Genomic DNA, 16,162 nt, shown 5'->3' on the forward strand with positions numbered 1-16,162 from the left:
GAATTGACGCAATCGCCGGACGGCGGCGACTTGACGCTCGCGTGCGGATGGTCGAGCCATGCGGCCGGGAAGAGGGTCCGGAACAGCGAAATGGCGGACGAACGCGCGCAGCGGGTCGTGATCGTGGGTGGCGGCACATCGGGCTGGATGGCGGCGGCGGCGCTGGCCAAGCTGTTGCCGCGCCGGGTTTCCATCGACCTCATCGAATCGGAAGCGATCGGCATCGTCGGCGTCGGCGAAGCGACGCTGCCGCACATCCGCGCCTTCAACGAGCGGCTGGGCATCGCCGAGGCTGACTTCATGCGCTGGACGCGCGCGACCTTCAAACTCGGGATCGAGTTTCGCGACTGGGGCCGGATCGGTGACAGCTATGTCCACCCGTTCGGCACGTTCGGGCGCGGGCAGAGCGACGTCGACTTCCACCATTACTGGACCCGGCTGCGGCTGGCGGGCTACGACGTGCCGCCGCTCGAGCAATTCTCGATGGCGTGCATGATGGCGCGGATGGGGCGGTTCACCACCCCCGGCGATCCCGCGAGCGTCGCGGGCACCTTCGGCTATGCCTATCAGTTCGATGCCGTCCTTTTCGCGCCCTATCTGCGCGCGATCGCGGAGGGGCTCGGCGCGCGGCGGACCGAGGGCAAGGTCGTCAATGTCGAACTGGACGGCGAAAGCGGCAACATTCTTGCGGTCAAGCTGGAGGACGGGCGGCGGATCGAGGGCGACCTGTTCGTCGACTGCTCGGGCTTCCGCTCGCTGCTGCTGGGCGAGGCGCTGGGCGAGCCGTTCCAGGACTGGTCGCGCTGGCTCCCCGCCGATCGAGCGGCGGCGATGCCGTGCCGCACCGAGACCGCGGTCACGCCCTATACCAGCGCGATCGCGATGCCCGCGGGCTGGCGCTGGCGCATTCCGCTCCAGCACCGCACCGGCAACGGCTATGTCTATTCGAGCGCCTTCGTCTCCGATGACGAGGCGGCGTCGGCGATCCAGCGCGCGGTCGAGGGCGAGTCGATGGCATCCCCCCGCCTGCTCCGCTTTCGTGCCGGGCGGCGCGAGCGAAGCTGGGTGCGAAATTGCGTCGCGATCGGGCTGGCGAGCGGTTTCCTCGAGCCGCTCGAATCGACGAGCATCTACCTCGTCCAGCAGGCGATCACGGCGCTGCTCGAACTCTGGCCGGAGCGTGACATCGCCGATGCGGATCGGGACGAGTTCAACCGCATCATCGACCTCGAATACGACCGCATCCGCGACTTCCTGATCCTCCATTATCACGCGACCGAGCGGGATGATTCGGACTTCTGGAACTACGTCCGGACGATGCCGATCCCCGACAGCCTGGCCGAGAAGATGGAGCTGTTCCGCCGCCGCGGCCGGATCGTGAAGTATCGCGAGGGCGTGTTCCTCGATGCCAGCTGGGTCGCGGTGTACCTGGGTCAGCGGGTGGTGCCGCAGGGGTTCGATCCGCGCGCCGACCTGCCCCCCGGCGGCGCGCTGATGCGCGGCATGGCCGAGCTCAGCGAAGAGATCGCCGCGACCGCGCGCGCGATGCCCGAGCATCTGCGCTTCATCGAACGATACTGCCCGATGGCCGAGGCGGCATGATCGGCGAGGCCGTCCGTCGCGTCGTCGTGGTCGGCGGCGGGCTGACCGGCTGGTCGGCGGCGGCGGCGCTGCGGCGGCGACTGCCGCAGCTCGACGTCGCGATCGTGCCGGTCGCGCCGCCCGCCGATGCGCTGGCCGACCGGATGCCAGCCACGCTGCCGTCGATCCTCGCCTTCTATGGCGATCTCGGCCTTGCCGAGGCGGATGCGGTGGCGCGGACGGGGTCGGGCTTCCGGCTGGGAACGCGGTTCGAGGACTGGGTCGAGGGACTGCCCGACTATGTCCACGCCTACGGCTCGCATGGCGAGCCGGTCGGCACCGCCTCGTTCCACCAGCATTGGGTTCGCGCGGCGCGGGGCGGCGCGGCCGAGCCGTTCGATGCCTTCTCGGCCGCGGCGACGCTCGGGCGCGAGGGCCGGTTCGTGCCGCCCGAAGGCGGGCCGCTCGGTGGGTTCGAGCACGGCCTGTTCATCGATCCGCCCGCGCACGCCGCGATGCTGCGCGCCTTTGCCCGGCATCTGGGCGTGCGCGAGGTCGCGGGCGAGCTTCACGGCATCACGATGCGCGAGGACGGCTTCGTGGCGGCGATCGAGACCAATGGCGGTACGATCGAGGCGGATCTGTTCGTCGACTGCACCGGCCCCGCGGCCCGCCTGCGCGGCGCGCTTGGCGGCGAGTGGCTCGACTGGCGCGAGTGGCTGCGCTGCGACCGGCTGATGATCGCCGAGCAGCCGCCGGTTCCCGCCGCTGCCCCGCTCGACGAGGCGATTGCCCTGCCCTTTGGCTGGCGCTGGCGCGTCGAGGGTCTGGCGCAGACCTCGATCGGCATCGCCTATGCCAGCGATCACGCGACCGACGATCAGGCGGCAGCGGCGCTCGGCCAGCCGGGCGAGGTCGTCGCCCTCTCTGCGGGCAGCTTCGCGCAGCCCTGGCGCGGCAACGTCGTCGCGATCGGCGATGCCGCGACGCGGGTCGAGCCGCTCGAATGGACCAACCTTCACCTTGCCCACAGCGCGATCGATCGGCTGGTGACGATGATGCCGGGCCGCGACTGCGCCGCGGTCGAGGTCGCCGAGTTCAACCGCCAGGGCGCGGCCGAGGCGATGCGCGTCCGCGACTTCCTCGCGCTCCATTATCTGACCGCCCGCCGCCCCGAGCCGTTCTGGCAGCCCGCGACCCCGCCGCCCAGCCTTGCCCATACGCTCGGCCAGTTCGCCGAGCGCGGACGCCTGCCGCATTATGAGGAAGAGACGTTCGCGCGCGATTCCTGGCTGGCGGTGCTGCTCGGCCAGGGCGTGCTGCCGCGCCGAACCGATCCGCTGATCGAGGCGGTGCCGCCCGGCCCGGTCGCGGCGGGCATGGCGCGCCACCGCGAAGCGATCCTCGCCGCCGCCCGGCGCGCGCCCACGCACGCCGCCTTCGTCCAGGCGTTCCAACGACAGGTCACCCGATGAACGAACACACGATTCGCGACGTCGTCATCGTCGGCGGCGGCACCGCCGGCTGGATGGCGGCGGCGGCTTTCTCCCGCTTCCTCGCCAACGGCGTCACGCGCATCACGCTGGTCGAATCGGACGAGATCGGCACGGTGGGCGTGGGCGAGGCGACGATCCCGCCGATCATCACCTTCAATCGGATGCTCGGGCTGGACGAGAACGAGTTCCTTCGCGAGACCGGCGGCACGTTCAAGCTTGGCATCGAGTTCGTCGACTGGGGCGGGCTTGGCGAGCGCTATTTCCACCCGTTCGGATCGCACGGCCGCGACCTTCAGGGCGTGCATTTCCACCAGCTCTGGCTGCGCGAGCGGGCGCGGGCGTCGATCCCCGACATCTCCGCCTGGTCGATGAGCGCCGTCGCCGCCGGCATGGGCCGTTTCGGACGGCCGACGCCCGACGCCAAATCGGCGATCCGAGATCTCCTCTATGCCTTCCACTTCGATGCCGGGCGCTATGCCGCCTATCTGCGCGGCTATGCCGAGCGCGGCGGCGTCACCCGGATCGAGGGCAAGGTCGAACGCGTCGAGACGCGCGCCGACGATGGGCATGTCGAGGCGGTCGTCCTGTCCGACGGACGCCGGGTGGAGGGCGAACTCTTCATCGATTGCTCGGGCTTTCGCGGGCTGCTGATCGAGGAAGCGCTTCAGACCGGATACGAGGACTGGACCGAGTGGCTGCCCTGCGACCGCGCCATCGCACTGCCCACCGCGCTGACGGGGGAGCCCGATCCGTTCACCCGCGCGACCGCGCATGGTTCGGGCTGGCAATGGCGCATCCCGCTCCAGCACCGGATGGGCAACGGCCATGTCTATTCCAGCCGCTTCATCGACGACGATGCCGCCGAGCGTGTGCTGCTGGACAATGTCGAGGGCGAGCCACTGGCCGACCCGCGCCACATCCGGTTCACGACCGGGCGGCGGCGCGAAAGCTGGAACCGCAACGTCGTCGCGCTCGGGCTGTCGAGCGGGTTCATCGAGCCGCTCGAATCGACCTCGATCCACTTCATCCAGTCGGGCATCGCGCGGCTGATCTCGCTGTTCCCCGACCGTCGCTTCGACCCCATCGAACGCGACGAGTTCAACCGCCAGATGCGCGACCTCTATGAGGACGTGCGCGATTTCGTCCTCCTTCATTACAAGGCGACGCGTCGCGACGACACGCCCTTCTGGAACCACTGCCGCACGATGGCGGTGCCCGACAGCCTCCAACGCAAGATCGACCTGTTCCGCGCCAAGGGCCGCTTGTTCCGGGAGGGGCGCGAGCTGTTCGCGACGACGAGCTGGGTGGCGGTGTGCCTGGGCCAACATATCGTCCCGGAAAGCCACGAACCCGCCGCCGACGCGCTGGACGAGGGCAAGGTCGCGCAGGCGCTGATGCAGATGCACGACGAGTATCGCGCCACCGCCGAACGGCTGCCTGCGCATGGCGAGTTCATCCGCCGCGCCGGTGCCGCCTCGCCCTTCGCGTCGCCGGAACCCGCACTGCCCACCTTCTCGTTCGAGCGTGAGTCGCCCTTCGCGGGGCAGGGCTTCACGCTGTGAGGGCGGATCGCATCCGCCGCGTCGTGATCGTCGGCGGCGGGACCGCCGGGTGGATGGCGGCCGCGGGCATCTCGCGCGTGGCGGGCGAGCTGCCGGGGCTGGAGATCGAGCTCATCGAATCGGAGGAGATCGGCACCGTCGGTGTCGGCGAAGCGACGATCCCGCAGATCACTTTGTTCAACGCGATGCTCGGCTTCGACGAGGCCGAGTTCGTTCGCGAAACCCATGCGACCTACAAGCTGGGCATCGAGTTCGTCGACTGGACGCGGCTCGGCCACCGCTACGTCCACCCGTTCGGATTCTATGGCGTCGACATGATGGGGGTGCAATTCCACCATCATTGGCTCAAGGCGCGCAGCCTGGGCGACGCGACGCCGCTCGATGCCTATTCGCTGTCGGCGGTCGCTGGCATGGCGGGCAAGTTCGCGCATCCGCGCCCCGACCAGCCCAACTCGCCGCTGTCGAAGATCGGCTACGCGTTCCAGTTCGATGCCGCGCTCTATGCCCGCTACCTGCGCAAGCTCGCCGAGCGGTGGGGCGTCAGGCGGACCGAGGGGCGGATCGTCGATGTCGAGAAGCATGGCGAGAGCGGCCATGTCAGCGCGGTCGTCCTATCCGACGGTCGCCGGATCGAGGGTGAGCTGTTCGTCGACTGCTCGGGCTTTCGCGGGCTGCTGATCGACGGCGCGATGGGATCGGGGTTCGAGGACTGGTCCGACTGGCTACCCTGCGACCGCGCGCTGGCGGTGCCGTGCGAGAATGGCGGCGACCGCCTCCCCCTCACCCGCGCGACCGCACGGCCCGCGGGGTGGCAATGGCGCATTCCGCTCCAGCACCGCATCGGCAACGGCTATGTCTATTCGAGCGCGCACGTCTCCGACGACGAGGCGGCGGCGACGTTGCTCGCCAATCTGGACGGCGTGCCGCTGGCCGAGCCGCGGCAGCTTCGCTTCCGCGCCGGGCATCGACAGCGCGCCTGGGTCGGCAACGTCGTCGCGCTGGGGCTGGCCGGCGGGTTCCTGGAGCCGCTCGAATCGACGAGCATCCATCTCGTCCAGTCGGGCATCGCGCGGCTGATGACGCTGTTCCCCGCGCGCGGTTTCGACCAGATGGAGATCGATCGCTTCAACGCCGAGACGGTCCAGGAATATGTCGACATCCGCGACTTCCTGATCCTCCACTACAAGGCGACCGAGCGCGACGACACGCCGTTCTGGAACACTTGCCGGACGCTGACCCCGCCCGAGGGGCTCGCCTACAAGCTCGACATGTTCCGCAAAAGCGGCCGCATCTTTCGCGAGCATGAGGAGCTGTTCACCGAGACGAGCTGGCTGTCGGTTATGGCCGGCCAGGGGATCGAGCCCGCGAGCTATCACCCGATCGCCGACCTGCTCTCCGACAGGGAGACGCTGGAGCGAGTCGCGCATATCCGCGAGGTGGTGGGGGAGACCGCGCGGGCGATGCCGGAGCATGAGGGCTTCCTGCGCCGCCTCGGCTGCGACCTGACGCCGCTGAGGCGCGCGTCGTGATCCCCGCCCCCGCCCCGATCCGCGAGGTCGTGGGCATTACGCGCGACCGCTTCGATGCCGAGATCCGACCGGCGGGCGAGCCCGTCGTGCTGCGCGGCCTCGGCGCCGACTGGCCCGCGGTGCAGGCGGCACGTGCGGGCGACGAGGTGCTAGTCGATTATCTCAAGCAATTCAGCCGCGAACAGCCCGTCGCCGCGATCGTCGGCGCGCCGGAGATCGAGGGACGCTTCGGCTATACCGACGACCTGACCGCGCTCAACTTCACCCGCGGCCAGACGCCGCTCGGCCCCTTTCTCGATCGGCTGCTGCGCGACCGAACGGCCGACCGCCCCTATGCAATGGCGGTGCAGTCGATTCCAGCCGCCGAGCTGGTGCCGGGGTTCGAGGGCGAGAATCGCTTGGGCTTGGTCGACGCGTCGGTCGTGCCGCGGCTGTGGCTGGGCAACGCGATCCGAGTGGCGACGCATTACGACCTTCAGGAGAATGTCGGCGTCGTCATCGCCGGGCGTCGGCGGTTCACCTTGTTCCCGCCCGACCAGGTCGCAAACCTCTATATGGGGCCGCTGGAGCTGACGCCGGCGGGGACGCCGATCAGCCTGGTCGATCCCGCCGCCCCCGACATCGAGCGCTTTCCGCGCTTTGGCGAGGCCGCGGCCACGGCGCGGAGCGCGGTGCTGGAGCCCGGCGACGCGATCTACATCCCCTTTCACTGGTGGCATGCGGTGGACTCGCTCGGCCCCGTCAATATCCTGATGAACTGGTGGTGGACCACCGCCGCGCCGAGCGGCGCCAGCGCCTATGACGCGCTGCTCCATTCGCTGCTTGCGCTGGGGAGCCTTCCGGCCGACCAGCGCGCGGCGTGGCGGACGATGTTCGACCATCTGGTGTTCCGCCCCGATCGCGAGCCCGCCGACCATCTGCCGGGCGCGGTCAAGGGCGTGCTCGGCCCGATCGATCGCGACACGGCCGAGCGCATCCGCGCGACCCTCGTGCGCCAGCTCGCCCAACCGCTTTGAGGATCATCCGATGAAAGCGTTGCTCGCGCCGTTCGTCCTGCTCGCCGCCGCGCCCGCGGCACCGCCGGCGATCCACCTGAATCAGCTCGGCTTCCTCCCCGACGGCCCCAAACGCGCGGTGATCGCGACCGACGCCGCGACCGCGCTCGACTGGCAGGTGGTCGATGCCGCGGGCAAGGTCGCGGCGCGCGGGCGAACCGAGCCGGTCGGCGACGATGCCGCCTCCGGCGACAAGGTACAGGTCGCCGACTTCTCCGGCCTGACCACGCCCGGCGAATACCGGCTGCGCATGGCGGGTGCAGAGAACAAGCCGTTCGCGGTGCGCGCCGGCCTCTACGCGCCGCTCGCGAAGGGGGCGCTCAACTTCTTCTACCAGCAGCGCGCGGGCGTGCCGATCGAGGCGCGGTTCGCCGGCGGCGAGCGCTGGGCGCGGCCCGCGGGTCACAAGCGCGAGGTCGCCGCCTGCTTCAAGGGCGCCGATCCGCGCGGCACCGTCTGGCCCGGCTGCGACTACACGATCGACGTGACCGGCGGCTGGTACGATGCCGGCGACCACGGCAAATATGTCGTCAATGGCGGCATTTCGCTGTGGACTCTTCTCAACCTCTACGAAGTCACGCGCGCCTTTCCGGACGGCAGCGCCGCGCTGCCGGAGGCGGGGAACGGCGTCTCCGACCTTCTCGACGAGGCGCGGGTCGAGCTCGACTTCCTGCTGAGGATGCAGGTGCCGGAGGGCACGCGCACGTCGCTGCCGGTAGGGCAGCAGCCCCGCGACCGGGCGCTGACGCTCACCGCCGTGGACGCTGGCGGGATGGCGCACCACAAGATCGCCGACGCCAACTGGACCAAGCTGCCGATGCCGCCGCACGAGGATCGCGAGACGCGCCTCCTCTATCCGCCGAGCACGGCGGCGACGCTCAACCTTGCCGCGGTCGCCGCGCAGGGCGCACGGTTGTGGCGGACGATCGACCCCGCTTTCGCCGCGCGCTCCCTCGCCGCCGCCAGGCGCGCCTTCGCCGCCGCGCAGCGCAACCCGGAGGTGTACGCCGCCACCGCCTTCACCGGCAGCGGCGGCTATGGCGACGCGCAGCTTGCCGACGAGTTCTTCTGGGCCGCAGCCGAGCTCTACGCGACGACGGCCGAGGCACCGTACCGCGACGTCGTCACCGCTTCGCCGCGCTACACCGATACGCCCGTGTCGGAGCCGAGCTGGAGCGATGTCGGCCTGCTCGGCACGGTGACGCTCGCCACCGCCCCCGGCATCGCCGAGCCGGTCGCGGCGCATGAGCGCGCGCGCCTCACCGCGCTCGCCGATCGCTTCGCGGGAGAGCGGGCGCAGACCGGCTATCGCATCCCCTATGCGACGATGCGCTATCCCTGGGGATCGAACGGCGCGATCCTCAATCGCGGGATGATCCTGGGCGCCGCGCACAAGCTCTCGGGGAAGGCCGAATATCGTGCGGCGATGATCGACACGCTCGATTATGTGCTGGGGCGCAATCCCATCGACCAGTCGTATGTCGCCGGCTTCGGCTCGCGCCCGCTTGCCAACCCGCACCACCGCTTCTGGGCGCCCAGCCTGGATAAGCGGCTTCCCGGCCCGCCGCCGGGGACGCTGTCGGGCGGTGCGAACAACACCGCCTTCGCCGACGAGGTCGCGAAGCGCAGCCAGGGCAAATGCGCGCCGCAGCGCTGCTGGGCCGACGACATCGGCGCCTATGCGTGGAACGAAGTCGCGATCAACTGGAACGCGCCGCTGGTGTGGGTCGCGGCCTATGTGGATCAGGCCAAGCCCGCCAACCCTTGACCGTTCGTGCTGAGCCTGTCGAAGCACGTGGGGAGCCGTGCGGTCGTTGGCACGTCCTTCGACAAGCTCAGGACGAACGGGGCCTCACGCAAACCTTCGGAAAATTAGTGAAGGATGGGCCGCTCGTCGCTGCCCAAGAACGCGATCAGGCGGCCGATCTGGCGCCAGCGGCAAAAGGCGATGTGGTTGCCGACGTCGCGGCTGCGCGCGGCGCGGGCGTTGGCCTCGTCCTCGGCCTCTTCGCCCATCATCGTCATCAGGTCCTCCGCCTCGCGAAGGGCTGCGGCATCGGGCAGGTAGAAGCTCGTCATGCGCGGCCCCTATCCACGGCCCGTGCCAGCCTGACAAGCGGACGCGCGGCGGCGGCGTTCGAGGGTTAATGGCCTTCGCGGCCCCGTCCCTGCCCGGGACCGGCGTGCCGCGGCGGGACGGCTGGCGTCCCGCGCCGGGACGTGGCAAGGCGCGCGGCATGAGCGACCCGCGTTCCTCTCGCGGCCCGGTGGCGGGCGGTGCAATCCTTGCGCTGACAATCCTGATCGGCGTCGTGCTCGGGCTCGTGCTGCGTCAGCCGAGCCTGGGTCTGCTCGGCGGCATCGCCGTCGGCGCCGTCATCTCGCTTCTCATCTGGCGGCGCGACCGGCGGTCATAGCCGCCGGCTGACCCACACCACGCGGCCGATGATCGACAGATCGGCGGGGGCGACCAGACCGGGCGACTCCGCCTCCGGATTGTCGCTCGTCACGCGAACGCCGCCGGCCTCGCGCGCCACACGCTTGACCATCAGCACGTCGCCGAGCCGCAGCACATAGACGCCGCCGCTCCGCGCCACGTCGGTCCGCGCGGCGTCGACGAGGATGTCGTCGCCCGGCCACAGGGTCGGCACCATCGACTCGCCCGCGACGCGGATCATCGAGGCGTCGTCGGCGCGCACGCCCAGCCCCGCCAGCATCTCCGCCGGCAGCATCGCGGCGCGGCGCGGCGCCTCGATCTCCGCCAGCGTTCCCGGCCCCGCCGATGCCGACAGGTCGTAGCGCGCCACTGCCATCGCCGGCGCCGCACGGCCGCCCAGCAGCGCCTCGTCCACACCCAGGAACGCCGCGATCGTCTCCCGGTCCTGCTCGTCCAGCCGCCGCGGCGATCCGCGCGTCACGTGCTGGTGCACATAGGCGGCGTTGCGGCCGATCAACCGCGACAGCCTCGTCAGGCTGACGCCCCGCTCCGCCGCCAGCCGCGCCAGTGCCGCGCGAGGATCCTCGACCAACATGCCCGATCCATAGTCATAGGATTTTTCCTAGACAAGTTGGAAATGCGAGAACATTTAAGGAACATCTGAGTCGCAGGTGGGAGAAGCGGGATGGAGTTGCTGCCGCGCATCGAAGCGCATCTGAAGGCCACGGGGATACCGGTCACGCGCTTCGGCCGGACGGTGGCGCGCGATCCGCGCCTCGTGCTCGACATGCGCCGGGGGCGGGAGCCCGGTGCGTCGATGCGCGCGCGGATCGAGGCCTATCTGGCCGACGGGGAGGCGCACTGATGGCGCGCGGACCCGATGCGGGAACGCTGGTCGAACGCGCGCTGCACCAGTCGGCGGCGCGCGCGGGTGTGTCGCTGACGATCGCCGACGCGGTCGCGACGCGCTGGGCGAGCGCGACGTTCGCGGGCGCGCGGCACGTGCTGGATGTCGAGGTCGCAGGGGATGCGGCGGCGGCGTGGCTTGGCGGACTGGCCGAGGCGGAGCTGCCGATGCGGGGGCAGTTGATGGCGGATTGCGTGGTGGTTCGGCGCGCGCGGCGTGGCGACGGCTTCACCGCCAAGATCGAGGCGTTGACGGTGGAAACCGCATAGATCCTCCCCTGCAAGGGGAGGGGGACCAGCCGCAGGCTGGTGGAGGGGTGTCGCCGCAGGCGCTGCGCTCGAGGCCAATACCCCTCCACCATGCTGCGCATGGTCCCCCTCCCTTTCAGGGGAGGATTTGGGTTCTTAGTGCGCCGCTGCGAACCGCCGCAGCGTCTTCAACGCCTCGCTCAGATCTCCTGCCCCGGCGCGTTCGGTCAGCGCCGAGACGCCGCGGCGGCGGACGCCGCGTTCCAGCCGGTCGAGCAGCGCGTGGATCGTCGCTTCGGTCTCGGGCCCGGCGATCGCGGGCTCGGTGCGCTCGGGCACCGAGGACAGCAGCGACAATGACGGCACGCGCACCGTCGGGGTCACCTCGAACGTCTCGATGCGGACATGCTCGACCACCGACTTGTCCTCGACGGTTTCCGCCGCCTTAGCCTCGACGATCGGTTCGGGCTCTGCGACCGGCTCGGGGCGGAACAGGGGGCGGACCGCCGCGCTCGGCGTCATCGGTTCGGACGGGATCGCCGCCGGATCGAAGCTCGCGAGCGGCGTCTCCAGGTCCGCGGGCAGATCGCGTTCGGGCGGCGGTGTTGCTGCCTCGAGGAACGGCGTCCCCAAGTCGCGCATTGCTTTCACCGGCTCGCGTACGGGCGCATCCGGATGGCGGTCGGCGCGCCGTGCGACCTCCCGCACCACCTTGCGGACAGGCAGTACCCGCTCGGCCGCCACCCAGGTAATCGCGGCGGCGATCGCGGCGGCCAGCACGATGATCGCTCCTCGCGCAGTGACGCCCAGCGGCGGCGCGGCGGCGGGCAGCAGCGCGGGCAGCCCGCTTTCGATCACCAGCGCCTCGATCCGCCAGGTGGGCAGGATCGCCGCCGCCGCCGCCGCGGCGAGCGCCACGATCGAGATGGCCAGTAGCTTCGGGTCGGATTTCAGGCGTTGACTGGCGGTAAGCGCGACCATGATTCATCCGTTTCTGCGGCTTTGCAAAGCCGTTGGTAAACGGGCTGGTACCGCGAAATATTTGACGACCAGTTACGCTCGCGCTCCACGAACGCCCGTGCCCGCTCCCGACGCGCGTCCCAGCCCGCTCGGTCCGAAAACAGCCTTGCCATCGCCGCCGCGATCGCCGCGGGATCGTCGGGCGCGAACAGCGTGCCGGTCACGCCGTCCTCGATCAGCTCGCGATGGCCACCCACGTCGGATGCCGCGACCAGCCGCCGCTGCGCCATCGCCTCCAGGGGCTTCAGCGGCGTGACCAGGTCGGTCAGTCGCATGTGCTTGCGCGGATAGGCGAGCACGTCGATCAGGCTGTAATAACGCTCGACCTCGTTATGCGGCACGCGGCCGACGAAGCGGATGCGGCTGGCGACGGGCGACGCCGCGGCCGCGGCCCGCAGCGCCGGCTCCATCGGCCCGCCACCGACCATCAGCAGTTGCGCGCGCGGCCGCTGTGCCACCAGCGCCGGCATCGCCGCGATCAGGTCGTCCAGCCCCTCATAATCATAGAAGCTGCCGACATAGCCCACCACTTCGTCGCCGATGCCGAGCTCGGCGGCGAGCGCCTCGTCGCGTGCCATCGGTTCGCCGAACAGCGACAGGTCGACACCGTTGGGCGAGACCATGATCTTGTCGCCAGGAATGCCGCGGGCGATCAGGTCACCGCGCAGCCCCTCGCAGATCACGCCCACCGCATCGACGCGGCGGCACGCCCAGGTCTCCAGCGCGCGGGTGGCGCGGTATTTGAGCGACCCTTCCCGCCCGGTCCCGTTGCCGACCGCCGCATCCTCCCAGAAGGCGCGGATCTCGTAAAGGAGCGGCAGCCCGCGGCGCTTGGCGACGCGCAGCGCGGCGAGCGCGTTCGTCACCGGCGAATGCGCGTGGAGAATGTCGGGGCGAAACGCGTCGACCGCCCGCTCGATCGCACGCGCGAATACGCCGATCTCGCGCCACTCGCCGATCGGTGGCGGGCCGGCGGGACGCATCGAGCTGCGATGAAAATCCAGCCCGTCGAATGTCTCGACCGGCGCGTCGACGACGTTGTAGCGCGGGCCGGTGACGCCCGCGACCTGCCACCCGCGCGCCACCTGCGCCTTGAGGATCGCGCGCGTGCGAAAGCTGTAGCCGCTGTGGAGCGGCAGGCCATGGTCGAGGACGTGGAGGATACGCATGACGCCGCCTTGCCACGCCGCCCTTTAACATGGCGTCAACCGGGCTTAGACCGGGGCAAACGTTACGGGAGAGACCAGAATGCCCCTTCGCACCGGCGGCCGCGTCCTTGTCGACAATCTGGTGGCGCAAGGCTGCGACCGGCTGTTCCAGGTGCCGGGAGAGAGCTTTCTCGCGGTGCTCGACGCGCTGGTGGACGAGCCGGCGATCGACGTGGTGACGTGTCGGCAGGAGGGCGGCGTGACCTTCATGGCCTCGGCCGACGGCAAGATGACGGGGCGGCCCGGCATCGCCTTCGTAACGCGCGGGCCGGGGGCGACCAACGCCTCGATCGGCGTGCACGTGGCGATGCAGGACTCGCTGCCGATGATCCTCTTCATCGGCGACATCGACCGCGGCACCCGCCACCGGGAGGCGTTCCAGGAGATCGATTTCGAAGCGATGTTCGCGCCGATCGCCAAATGGGCGGCGCGGATCGACGATGCCGCGCGCATCCCCGAATATGTCGCTCGCGCCTATGCCACCGCGATGAACGGGCGCCCTGGCCCGGTGGTGCTCTCGATTCCGGAGGACATGCTGCTCGACGCGGTCGAGGTCGAGGATCGTCCGCGCACCCAGAAGCTGCGCCAGCCGCCCGACCCCGCCGCGATGGACCGGCTGGCCGAGCTGATCCGCGGCGCCGAGCGGCCGGTCGCGATCGTCGGCGGCGCGGGCTGGTGCGACGGCACCGCCACCGCCTTTGCCGAGGCGGCGACGCGGATCGGCCTGCCCGTGGCCGCCGCGTTCCGGCAGCAGGACTCGGTCCCCAACGATATGCCGGTCTATGCCGGCAATCTCGGCTATGGCCCCTGCCCGCTTCTCCCCAAGCGGATCAAGGAAGCCGATCTGCTGATCGTCGTCGGCGCGCGGATGGGGGAGGCGACGACCGACGGCTATATGCTGGTGACGCCCGATCATCCCGGCCAGATTTTCGTCCACATCCACCCCGATCCGGCGGAGCTCAATCGCGTCTATCGCACCGAACTGTCAATCTGCGCGGACATGCGCAGCTTCGCGCGGGCGCTGGCGGGCGTCACCGACCTGCCGCATTTCGACAGCGGCGCGGCGGCGCATGCCGAGTGGCTCGGCTGGTCCGATCCTGAGCCGCGGGCGGGCGTCACGATGGACCTCGGCCCGTGTGTCAGGACGATGCGCGAGGCGATGCCTGCCGACACGATGATCTGCAACGGCGCGGGCAATTTCTCGGGCTGGTGGCACCGTTACTGGCGTTATTCAGGTCCATGCAGTCAGCTCGCGCCCACCGCCGGCGCGATGGGATACGGCACCCCCGCAGCGGTCGCCGCCGCGCTCCGCTATCCCGGTCGCAGCGTCGTCGCGATCGCCGGCGACGGCGATTTTCTGATGAACGGACAGGAACTGGCGACCGCGGTCCAGCACGGCGCCGACCTGATCGTCATCGTCGTCGACAATGGCGGATACGGCACGATCCGCATGCACCAGGAGCGCGAGTTTCCCGGCCGCGTTTCCGCCACCACGCTCGCCAACCCCGATTTCGCCGCGCTCGCCCGCGCTTACGGCGCCTCGGCCGAGACGGTCGAGCGCACCGAGGATTTCGGCGCCGCTCTCGATCGCGCCAGGGCCGAGCGCGGCGTCCGCCTGCTCCACCTGCGCACCGATATCGAAATCATCAATTTCGCCACGACGATCGAGGCGCTGCGCAACCGCTGAGAACGCCCAAGAGCCCCCCGGGCGCGGTGGAGGCCGCGCGCCATCGCCGCCCATAGCAAAACGGCCGCTCGTCCAAAGACGAGCGGCCGTTTTCTCAAGTCAAAGCGTCAGATCGATCAGACCTTGTCGCCCAGCGCGCCCTTGACCGAGCCGCCCATCTGCTGAGCCTTACCCTTGGCCTCCTGAGCCGCACCGTCAGCCTGCGTCTCGGGGTTGTCCGAGTTCTGCTTGACCTTGCCGATAGCTTCGTTGACGTTGCCCTTGATCTTGTCGACCAGCTCGCCCATCGAAATTCTCCTTACACAATACAACGGCGACACATCCGCCGTTCGTCATGAGAACGGGTCGACTGGTCGTTGGTTCCAACCTAGATCAAACCCGCCAGCGGGCTCGACGGGTCGGCATATCGGCGCTTGGCCATGCGGCCGGCGCGATAGCTCATCCGCCCCGCCTCGACCGCGGCCTTCATCGCCGCCGCCATCAGGATCGGATCCTTAGCCTCCGCGATCGCGGTGTTCATCAGCACGCCGTCGCAGCCGAGCTCCATCGCGCGTGCCGCGTCCGATGCCTGGCCGACGCCGGCGTCGACCAGCACGGGGACGTTCGCGCCCTCGACGATCAGGCGGATCGTCACCTCGTTCTGGATGCCCAGCCCCGACCCGATCGGCGCGCCGAGCGGCATGATCGCGACCGCGCCCGCCTCCTCGAGCTGCTTCGCGGCGATCGGATCGTCGGTGCAATAGACCATCGGCTTGAACCCCTCGCGCACCAGCACCTCGGTCGCGGTCAGCGTCTCGCGCATGTTGGGATAGAGCGTGCGCGCCTCGCCCAGCACCTCCAGCTTGACCAGGTCCCAGCCCCCCGCCTCGCGCGCCAGCCGCAGTGTGCGGATCGCACTGTCGGCGTCGAAGCAGCCGGCGGTGTTGGGGAGGTAAGTGACGCGCTTGGGATCGATATAGTCGGTCAGCATCGGGGCGCCCGGGTCGCTGACGTTCACCCGGCGCACCGCCACCGTGACGATCTCCGCGCCCGAGGCTTCGACCGCGGCGGCGTTCTGCGCGAAGTCCCTGTACTTGCCCGTGCCGACGATCAGCCGCGAGCGGAAGGTGCGCCCCGCCACCGTCCAGCTGTCGTCCTCGATAGCTGCGGCATGGTCACCGCCCCCCACGAAGTGGACGATCTCCAGCTCGTCGCCATCCTCGACCCGGACTTGCGCGAGCGTCGAGCGCGGCACCACTTCCAGGTTGCGCTCGACCGCGACCTTTTCGGGGACGAGCCCCAGTTCGCTGGCCAGTTCGGCGAGCGTCAGCCCGTCCTTTACGCGCTTGTGCTCGCCATTGACGCGGATCGAGATGGTGCCGTCGCTGTGCATCGCCGTCCTTCGATGTCGTTGTGCCCCGTCAACCAAGTCTCGACTTGAGACAGTCCGTGC

The 16,162-nt window shown here is 69.9% G+C and carries 16 protein-coding genes; 10 read left to right on the forward strand and 6 right to left on the reverse strand.

Features of this window, described 5'->3' with window-relative positions; genetic code table 11:
- Positions 1-90 precede the first annotated feature (90 nt).
- Genes RS883_RS13615 through RS883_RS13640 form a run of 6 tightly spaced genes read left to right on the forward strand, consistent with a single transcriptional unit; the run spans position 91 to position 8,991 of the window.
- Positions 91-1,602 (forward strand): tryptophan halogenase family protein, encoded by a 1,512-nt coding sequence (locus RS883_RS13615; protein ID WP_315760725.1) that lies wholly within the window; start codon positions 91-93, stop codon positions 1,600-1,602.
- A complete protein-coding gene (locus tag RS883_RS13620; protein WP_315760726.1) occupies positions 1,599-3,056 on the forward strand; it encodes a tryptophan halogenase family protein in 1,458 nt (485 codons plus the stop codon). The genes RS883_RS13615 and RS883_RS13620 overlap by 4 nt, the downstream gene beginning before the upstream one ends.
- A complete protein-coding gene (locus tag RS883_RS13625; RefSeq protein ID WP_315760727.1) occupies positions 3,053-4,639 on the forward strand; it encodes a tryptophan halogenase family protein in 1,587 nt (528 codons plus the stop codon). The genes RS883_RS13620 and RS883_RS13625 overlap by 4 nt, the downstream gene beginning before the upstream one ends.
- Positions 4,636-6,168, forward strand: a complete 1,533-nt coding sequence (locus tag RS883_RS13630; RefSeq protein WP_315760728.1) for a tryptophan halogenase family protein — start codon at positions 4,636-4,638, stop codon at positions 6,166-6,168. Before RS883_RS13625 ends, RS883_RS13630 begins: the two co-directional genes overlap by 4 nt.
- Positions 6,165-7,184, forward strand: a complete 1,020-nt coding sequence (locus tag RS883_RS13635) for a cupin-like domain-containing protein (protein ID WP_315760729.1) — start codon at positions 6,165-6,167, stop codon at positions 7,182-7,184. Before RS883_RS13630 ends, RS883_RS13635 begins: the two co-directional genes overlap by 4 nt.
- 10 nt (positions 7,185-7,194) lie before the next feature.
- A complete protein-coding gene (locus tag RS883_RS13640; RefSeq protein WP_315760730.1) occupies positions 7,195-8,991 on the forward strand; it encodes a glycoside hydrolase family 9 protein in 1,797 nt (598 codons plus the stop codon).
- A 104-nt stretch (positions 8,992-9,095) separates the two neighbouring features.
- Here RS883_RS13640 and RS883_RS13645 read toward each other — a convergent pair whose 3' ends face one another.
- Entirely contained in the window at positions 9,096-9,302 is a 207-nt protein-coding gene (locus RS883_RS13645) for a hypothetical protein (protein WP_315760731.1), read from the reverse strand.
- A gap of 158 nt (positions 9,303-9,460) precedes the next feature.
- Between RS883_RS13645 and RS883_RS13650 the strand changes: the two genes are divergently transcribed.
- Positions 9,461-9,640 carry a hypothetical protein gene (locus RS883_RS13650; protein WP_315760732.1) on the forward strand — a complete coding sequence of 60 codons (180 nt, stop codon included), beginning with the start codon at positions 9,461-9,463 and terminating at the stop codon, positions 9,638-9,640.
- Here RS883_RS13650 and RS883_RS13655 read toward each other — a convergent pair.
- Positions 9,635-10,255, reverse strand: coding sequence for a S24 family peptidase (locus RS883_RS13655; RefSeq protein WP_315760733.1), 621 nt, complete (start codon positions 10,253-10,255; stop codon positions 9,635-9,637). The two genes, RS883_RS13650 and RS883_RS13655, sit on opposite strands and share 6 nt — an antisense overlap.
- A gap of 90 nt (positions 10,256-10,345) precedes the next feature.
- Between RS883_RS13655 and RS883_RS13660 the strand changes: the two genes are divergently transcribed.
- Both RS883_RS13660 and RS883_RS13665 read left to right on the forward strand, forming a co-directional pair.
- Positions 10,346-10,525 (forward strand): hypothetical protein, encoded by a 180-nt coding sequence (locus RS883_RS13660; RefSeq protein WP_315760734.1) that lies wholly within the window; start codon positions 10,346-10,348, stop codon positions 10,523-10,525.
- The gene (locus RS883_RS13665; RefSeq protein ID WP_315760735.1) at positions 10,525-10,836 is read left to right on the forward strand and encodes a hypothetical protein; all 312 of its coding nucleotides are present in this window, start codon (positions 10,525-10,527) and stop codon (positions 10,834-10,836) included. The genes RS883_RS13660 and RS883_RS13665 overlap by 1 nt, the downstream gene beginning before the upstream one ends.
- Positions 10,837-10,971: 135 nt before the next feature.
- On the opposite strand, the gene RS883_RS13670 is transcribed toward RS883_RS13665, so the two are convergent.
- A complete protein-coding gene (locus RS883_RS13670) occupies positions 10,972-11,796 on the reverse strand; it encodes a hypothetical protein (RefSeq protein ID WP_315760736.1) in 825 nt (274 codons plus the stop codon).
- Positions 11,766-13,004 carry a TIGR04063 family PEP-CTERM/XrtA system glycosyltransferase gene (locus RS883_RS13675; protein WP_315760737.1) on the reverse strand — a complete coding sequence of 413 codons (1,239 nt, stop codon included), beginning with the start codon at positions 13,002-13,004 and terminating at the stop codon, positions 11,766-11,768. Before RS883_RS13675 ends, RS883_RS13670 begins: the two co-directional genes overlap by 31 nt.
- A 79-nt stretch (positions 13,005-13,083) precedes the next feature.
- Here RS883_RS13675 and RS883_RS13680 point away from each other — a divergent pair, with 79 nt between their 5' ends.
- Positions 13,084-14,730 (forward strand): thiamine pyrophosphate-binding protein, encoded by a 1,647-nt coding sequence (locus RS883_RS13680; protein WP_315760738.1) that lies wholly within the window; start codon positions 13,084-13,086, stop codon positions 14,728-14,730.
- Positions 14,731-14,846: 116 nt separating this feature from the next.
- On the opposite strand, the gene RS883_RS13685 is transcribed toward RS883_RS13680, so the two are convergent.
- Positions 14,847-15,017 (reverse strand): CsbD family protein, encoded by a 171-nt coding sequence (locus RS883_RS13685; RefSeq protein WP_315760739.1) that lies wholly within the window; start codon positions 15,015-15,017, stop codon positions 14,847-14,849.
- Positions 15,018-15,097: 80 nt separating this feature from the next.
- Positions 15,098-16,102: a sulfur carrier protein ThiS gene (thiS, locus tag RS883_RS13690; protein WP_315760740.1), complete on the reverse strand. Its 1,005-nt coding sequence runs from the start codon at positions 16,100-16,102 to the stop codon at positions 15,098-15,100.
- Positions 16,103-16,162: the final 60 nt, after the last annotated feature.

This window comes from Sphingomonas sp. Y38-1Y (genome assembly GCF_032391395.1).
Taxonomy (GTDB): domain Bacteria; phylum Pseudomonadota; class Alphaproteobacteria; order Sphingomonadales; family Sphingomonadaceae; genus Sphingomonas.

Coding starts and splice junctions, on each gene's coding strand:
- RS883_RS13615 (WP_315760725.1), top strand. CDS start 91: ATGGCGGACGAACGCGCGCAGCGGGTCGTGATCGTGGGTGGCGGCACA.
- RS883_RS13620 (WP_315760726.1), top strand. CDS start 1,599: ATGATCGGCGAGGCCGTCCGTCGCGTCGTCGTGGTCGGCGGCGGGCTG.
- RS883_RS13625 (WP_315760727.1), top strand. CDS start 3,053: ATGAACGAACACACGATTCGCGACGTCGTCATCGTCGGCGGCGGCACC.
- RS883_RS13640 (WP_315760730.1), top strand. CDS start 7,195: ATGAAAGCGTTGCTCGCGCCGTTCGTCCTGCTCGCCGCCGCGCCCGCG.
- RS883_RS13645 (WP_315760731.1), bottom strand. CDS start 9,302: ATGACGAGCTTCTACCTGCCCGATGCCGCAGCCCTTCGCGAGGCGGAG.
- RS883_RS13650 (WP_315760732.1), top strand. CDS start 9,461: ATGAGCGACCCGCGTTCCTCTCGCGGCCCGGTGGCGGGCGGTGCAATC.
- RS883_RS13655 (WP_315760733.1), bottom strand. CDS start 10,255: ATGTTGGTCGAGGATCCTCGCGCGGCACTGGCGCGGCTGGCGGCGGAG.
- RS883_RS13660 (WP_315760734.1), top strand. CDS start 10,346: ATGGAGTTGCTGCCGCGCATCGAAGCGCATCTGAAGGCCACGGGGATA.
- RS883_RS13665 (WP_315760735.1), top strand. CDS start 10,525: ATGGCGCGCGGACCCGATGCGGGAACGCTGGTCGAACGCGCGCTGCAC.
- RS883_RS13670 (WP_315760736.1), bottom strand. CDS start 11,796: ATGGTCGCGCTTACCGCCAGTCAACGCCTGAAATCCGACCCGAAGCTA.
- RS883_RS13675 (WP_315760737.1), bottom strand. CDS start 13,004: ATGCGTATCCTCCACGTCCTCGACCATGGCCTGCCGCTCCACAGCGGC.
- RS883_RS13680 (WP_315760738.1), top strand. CDS start 13,084: ATGCCCCTTCGCACCGGCGGCCGCGTCCTTGTCGACAATCTGGTGGCG.
- RS883_RS13685 (WP_315760739.1), bottom strand. CDS start 15,017: ATGGGCGAGCTGGTCGACAAGATCAAGGGCAACGTCAACGAAGCTATC.
- thiS (WP_315760740.1), bottom strand. CDS start 16,102: ATGCACAGCGACGGCACCATCTCGATCCGCGTCAATGGCGAGCACAAG.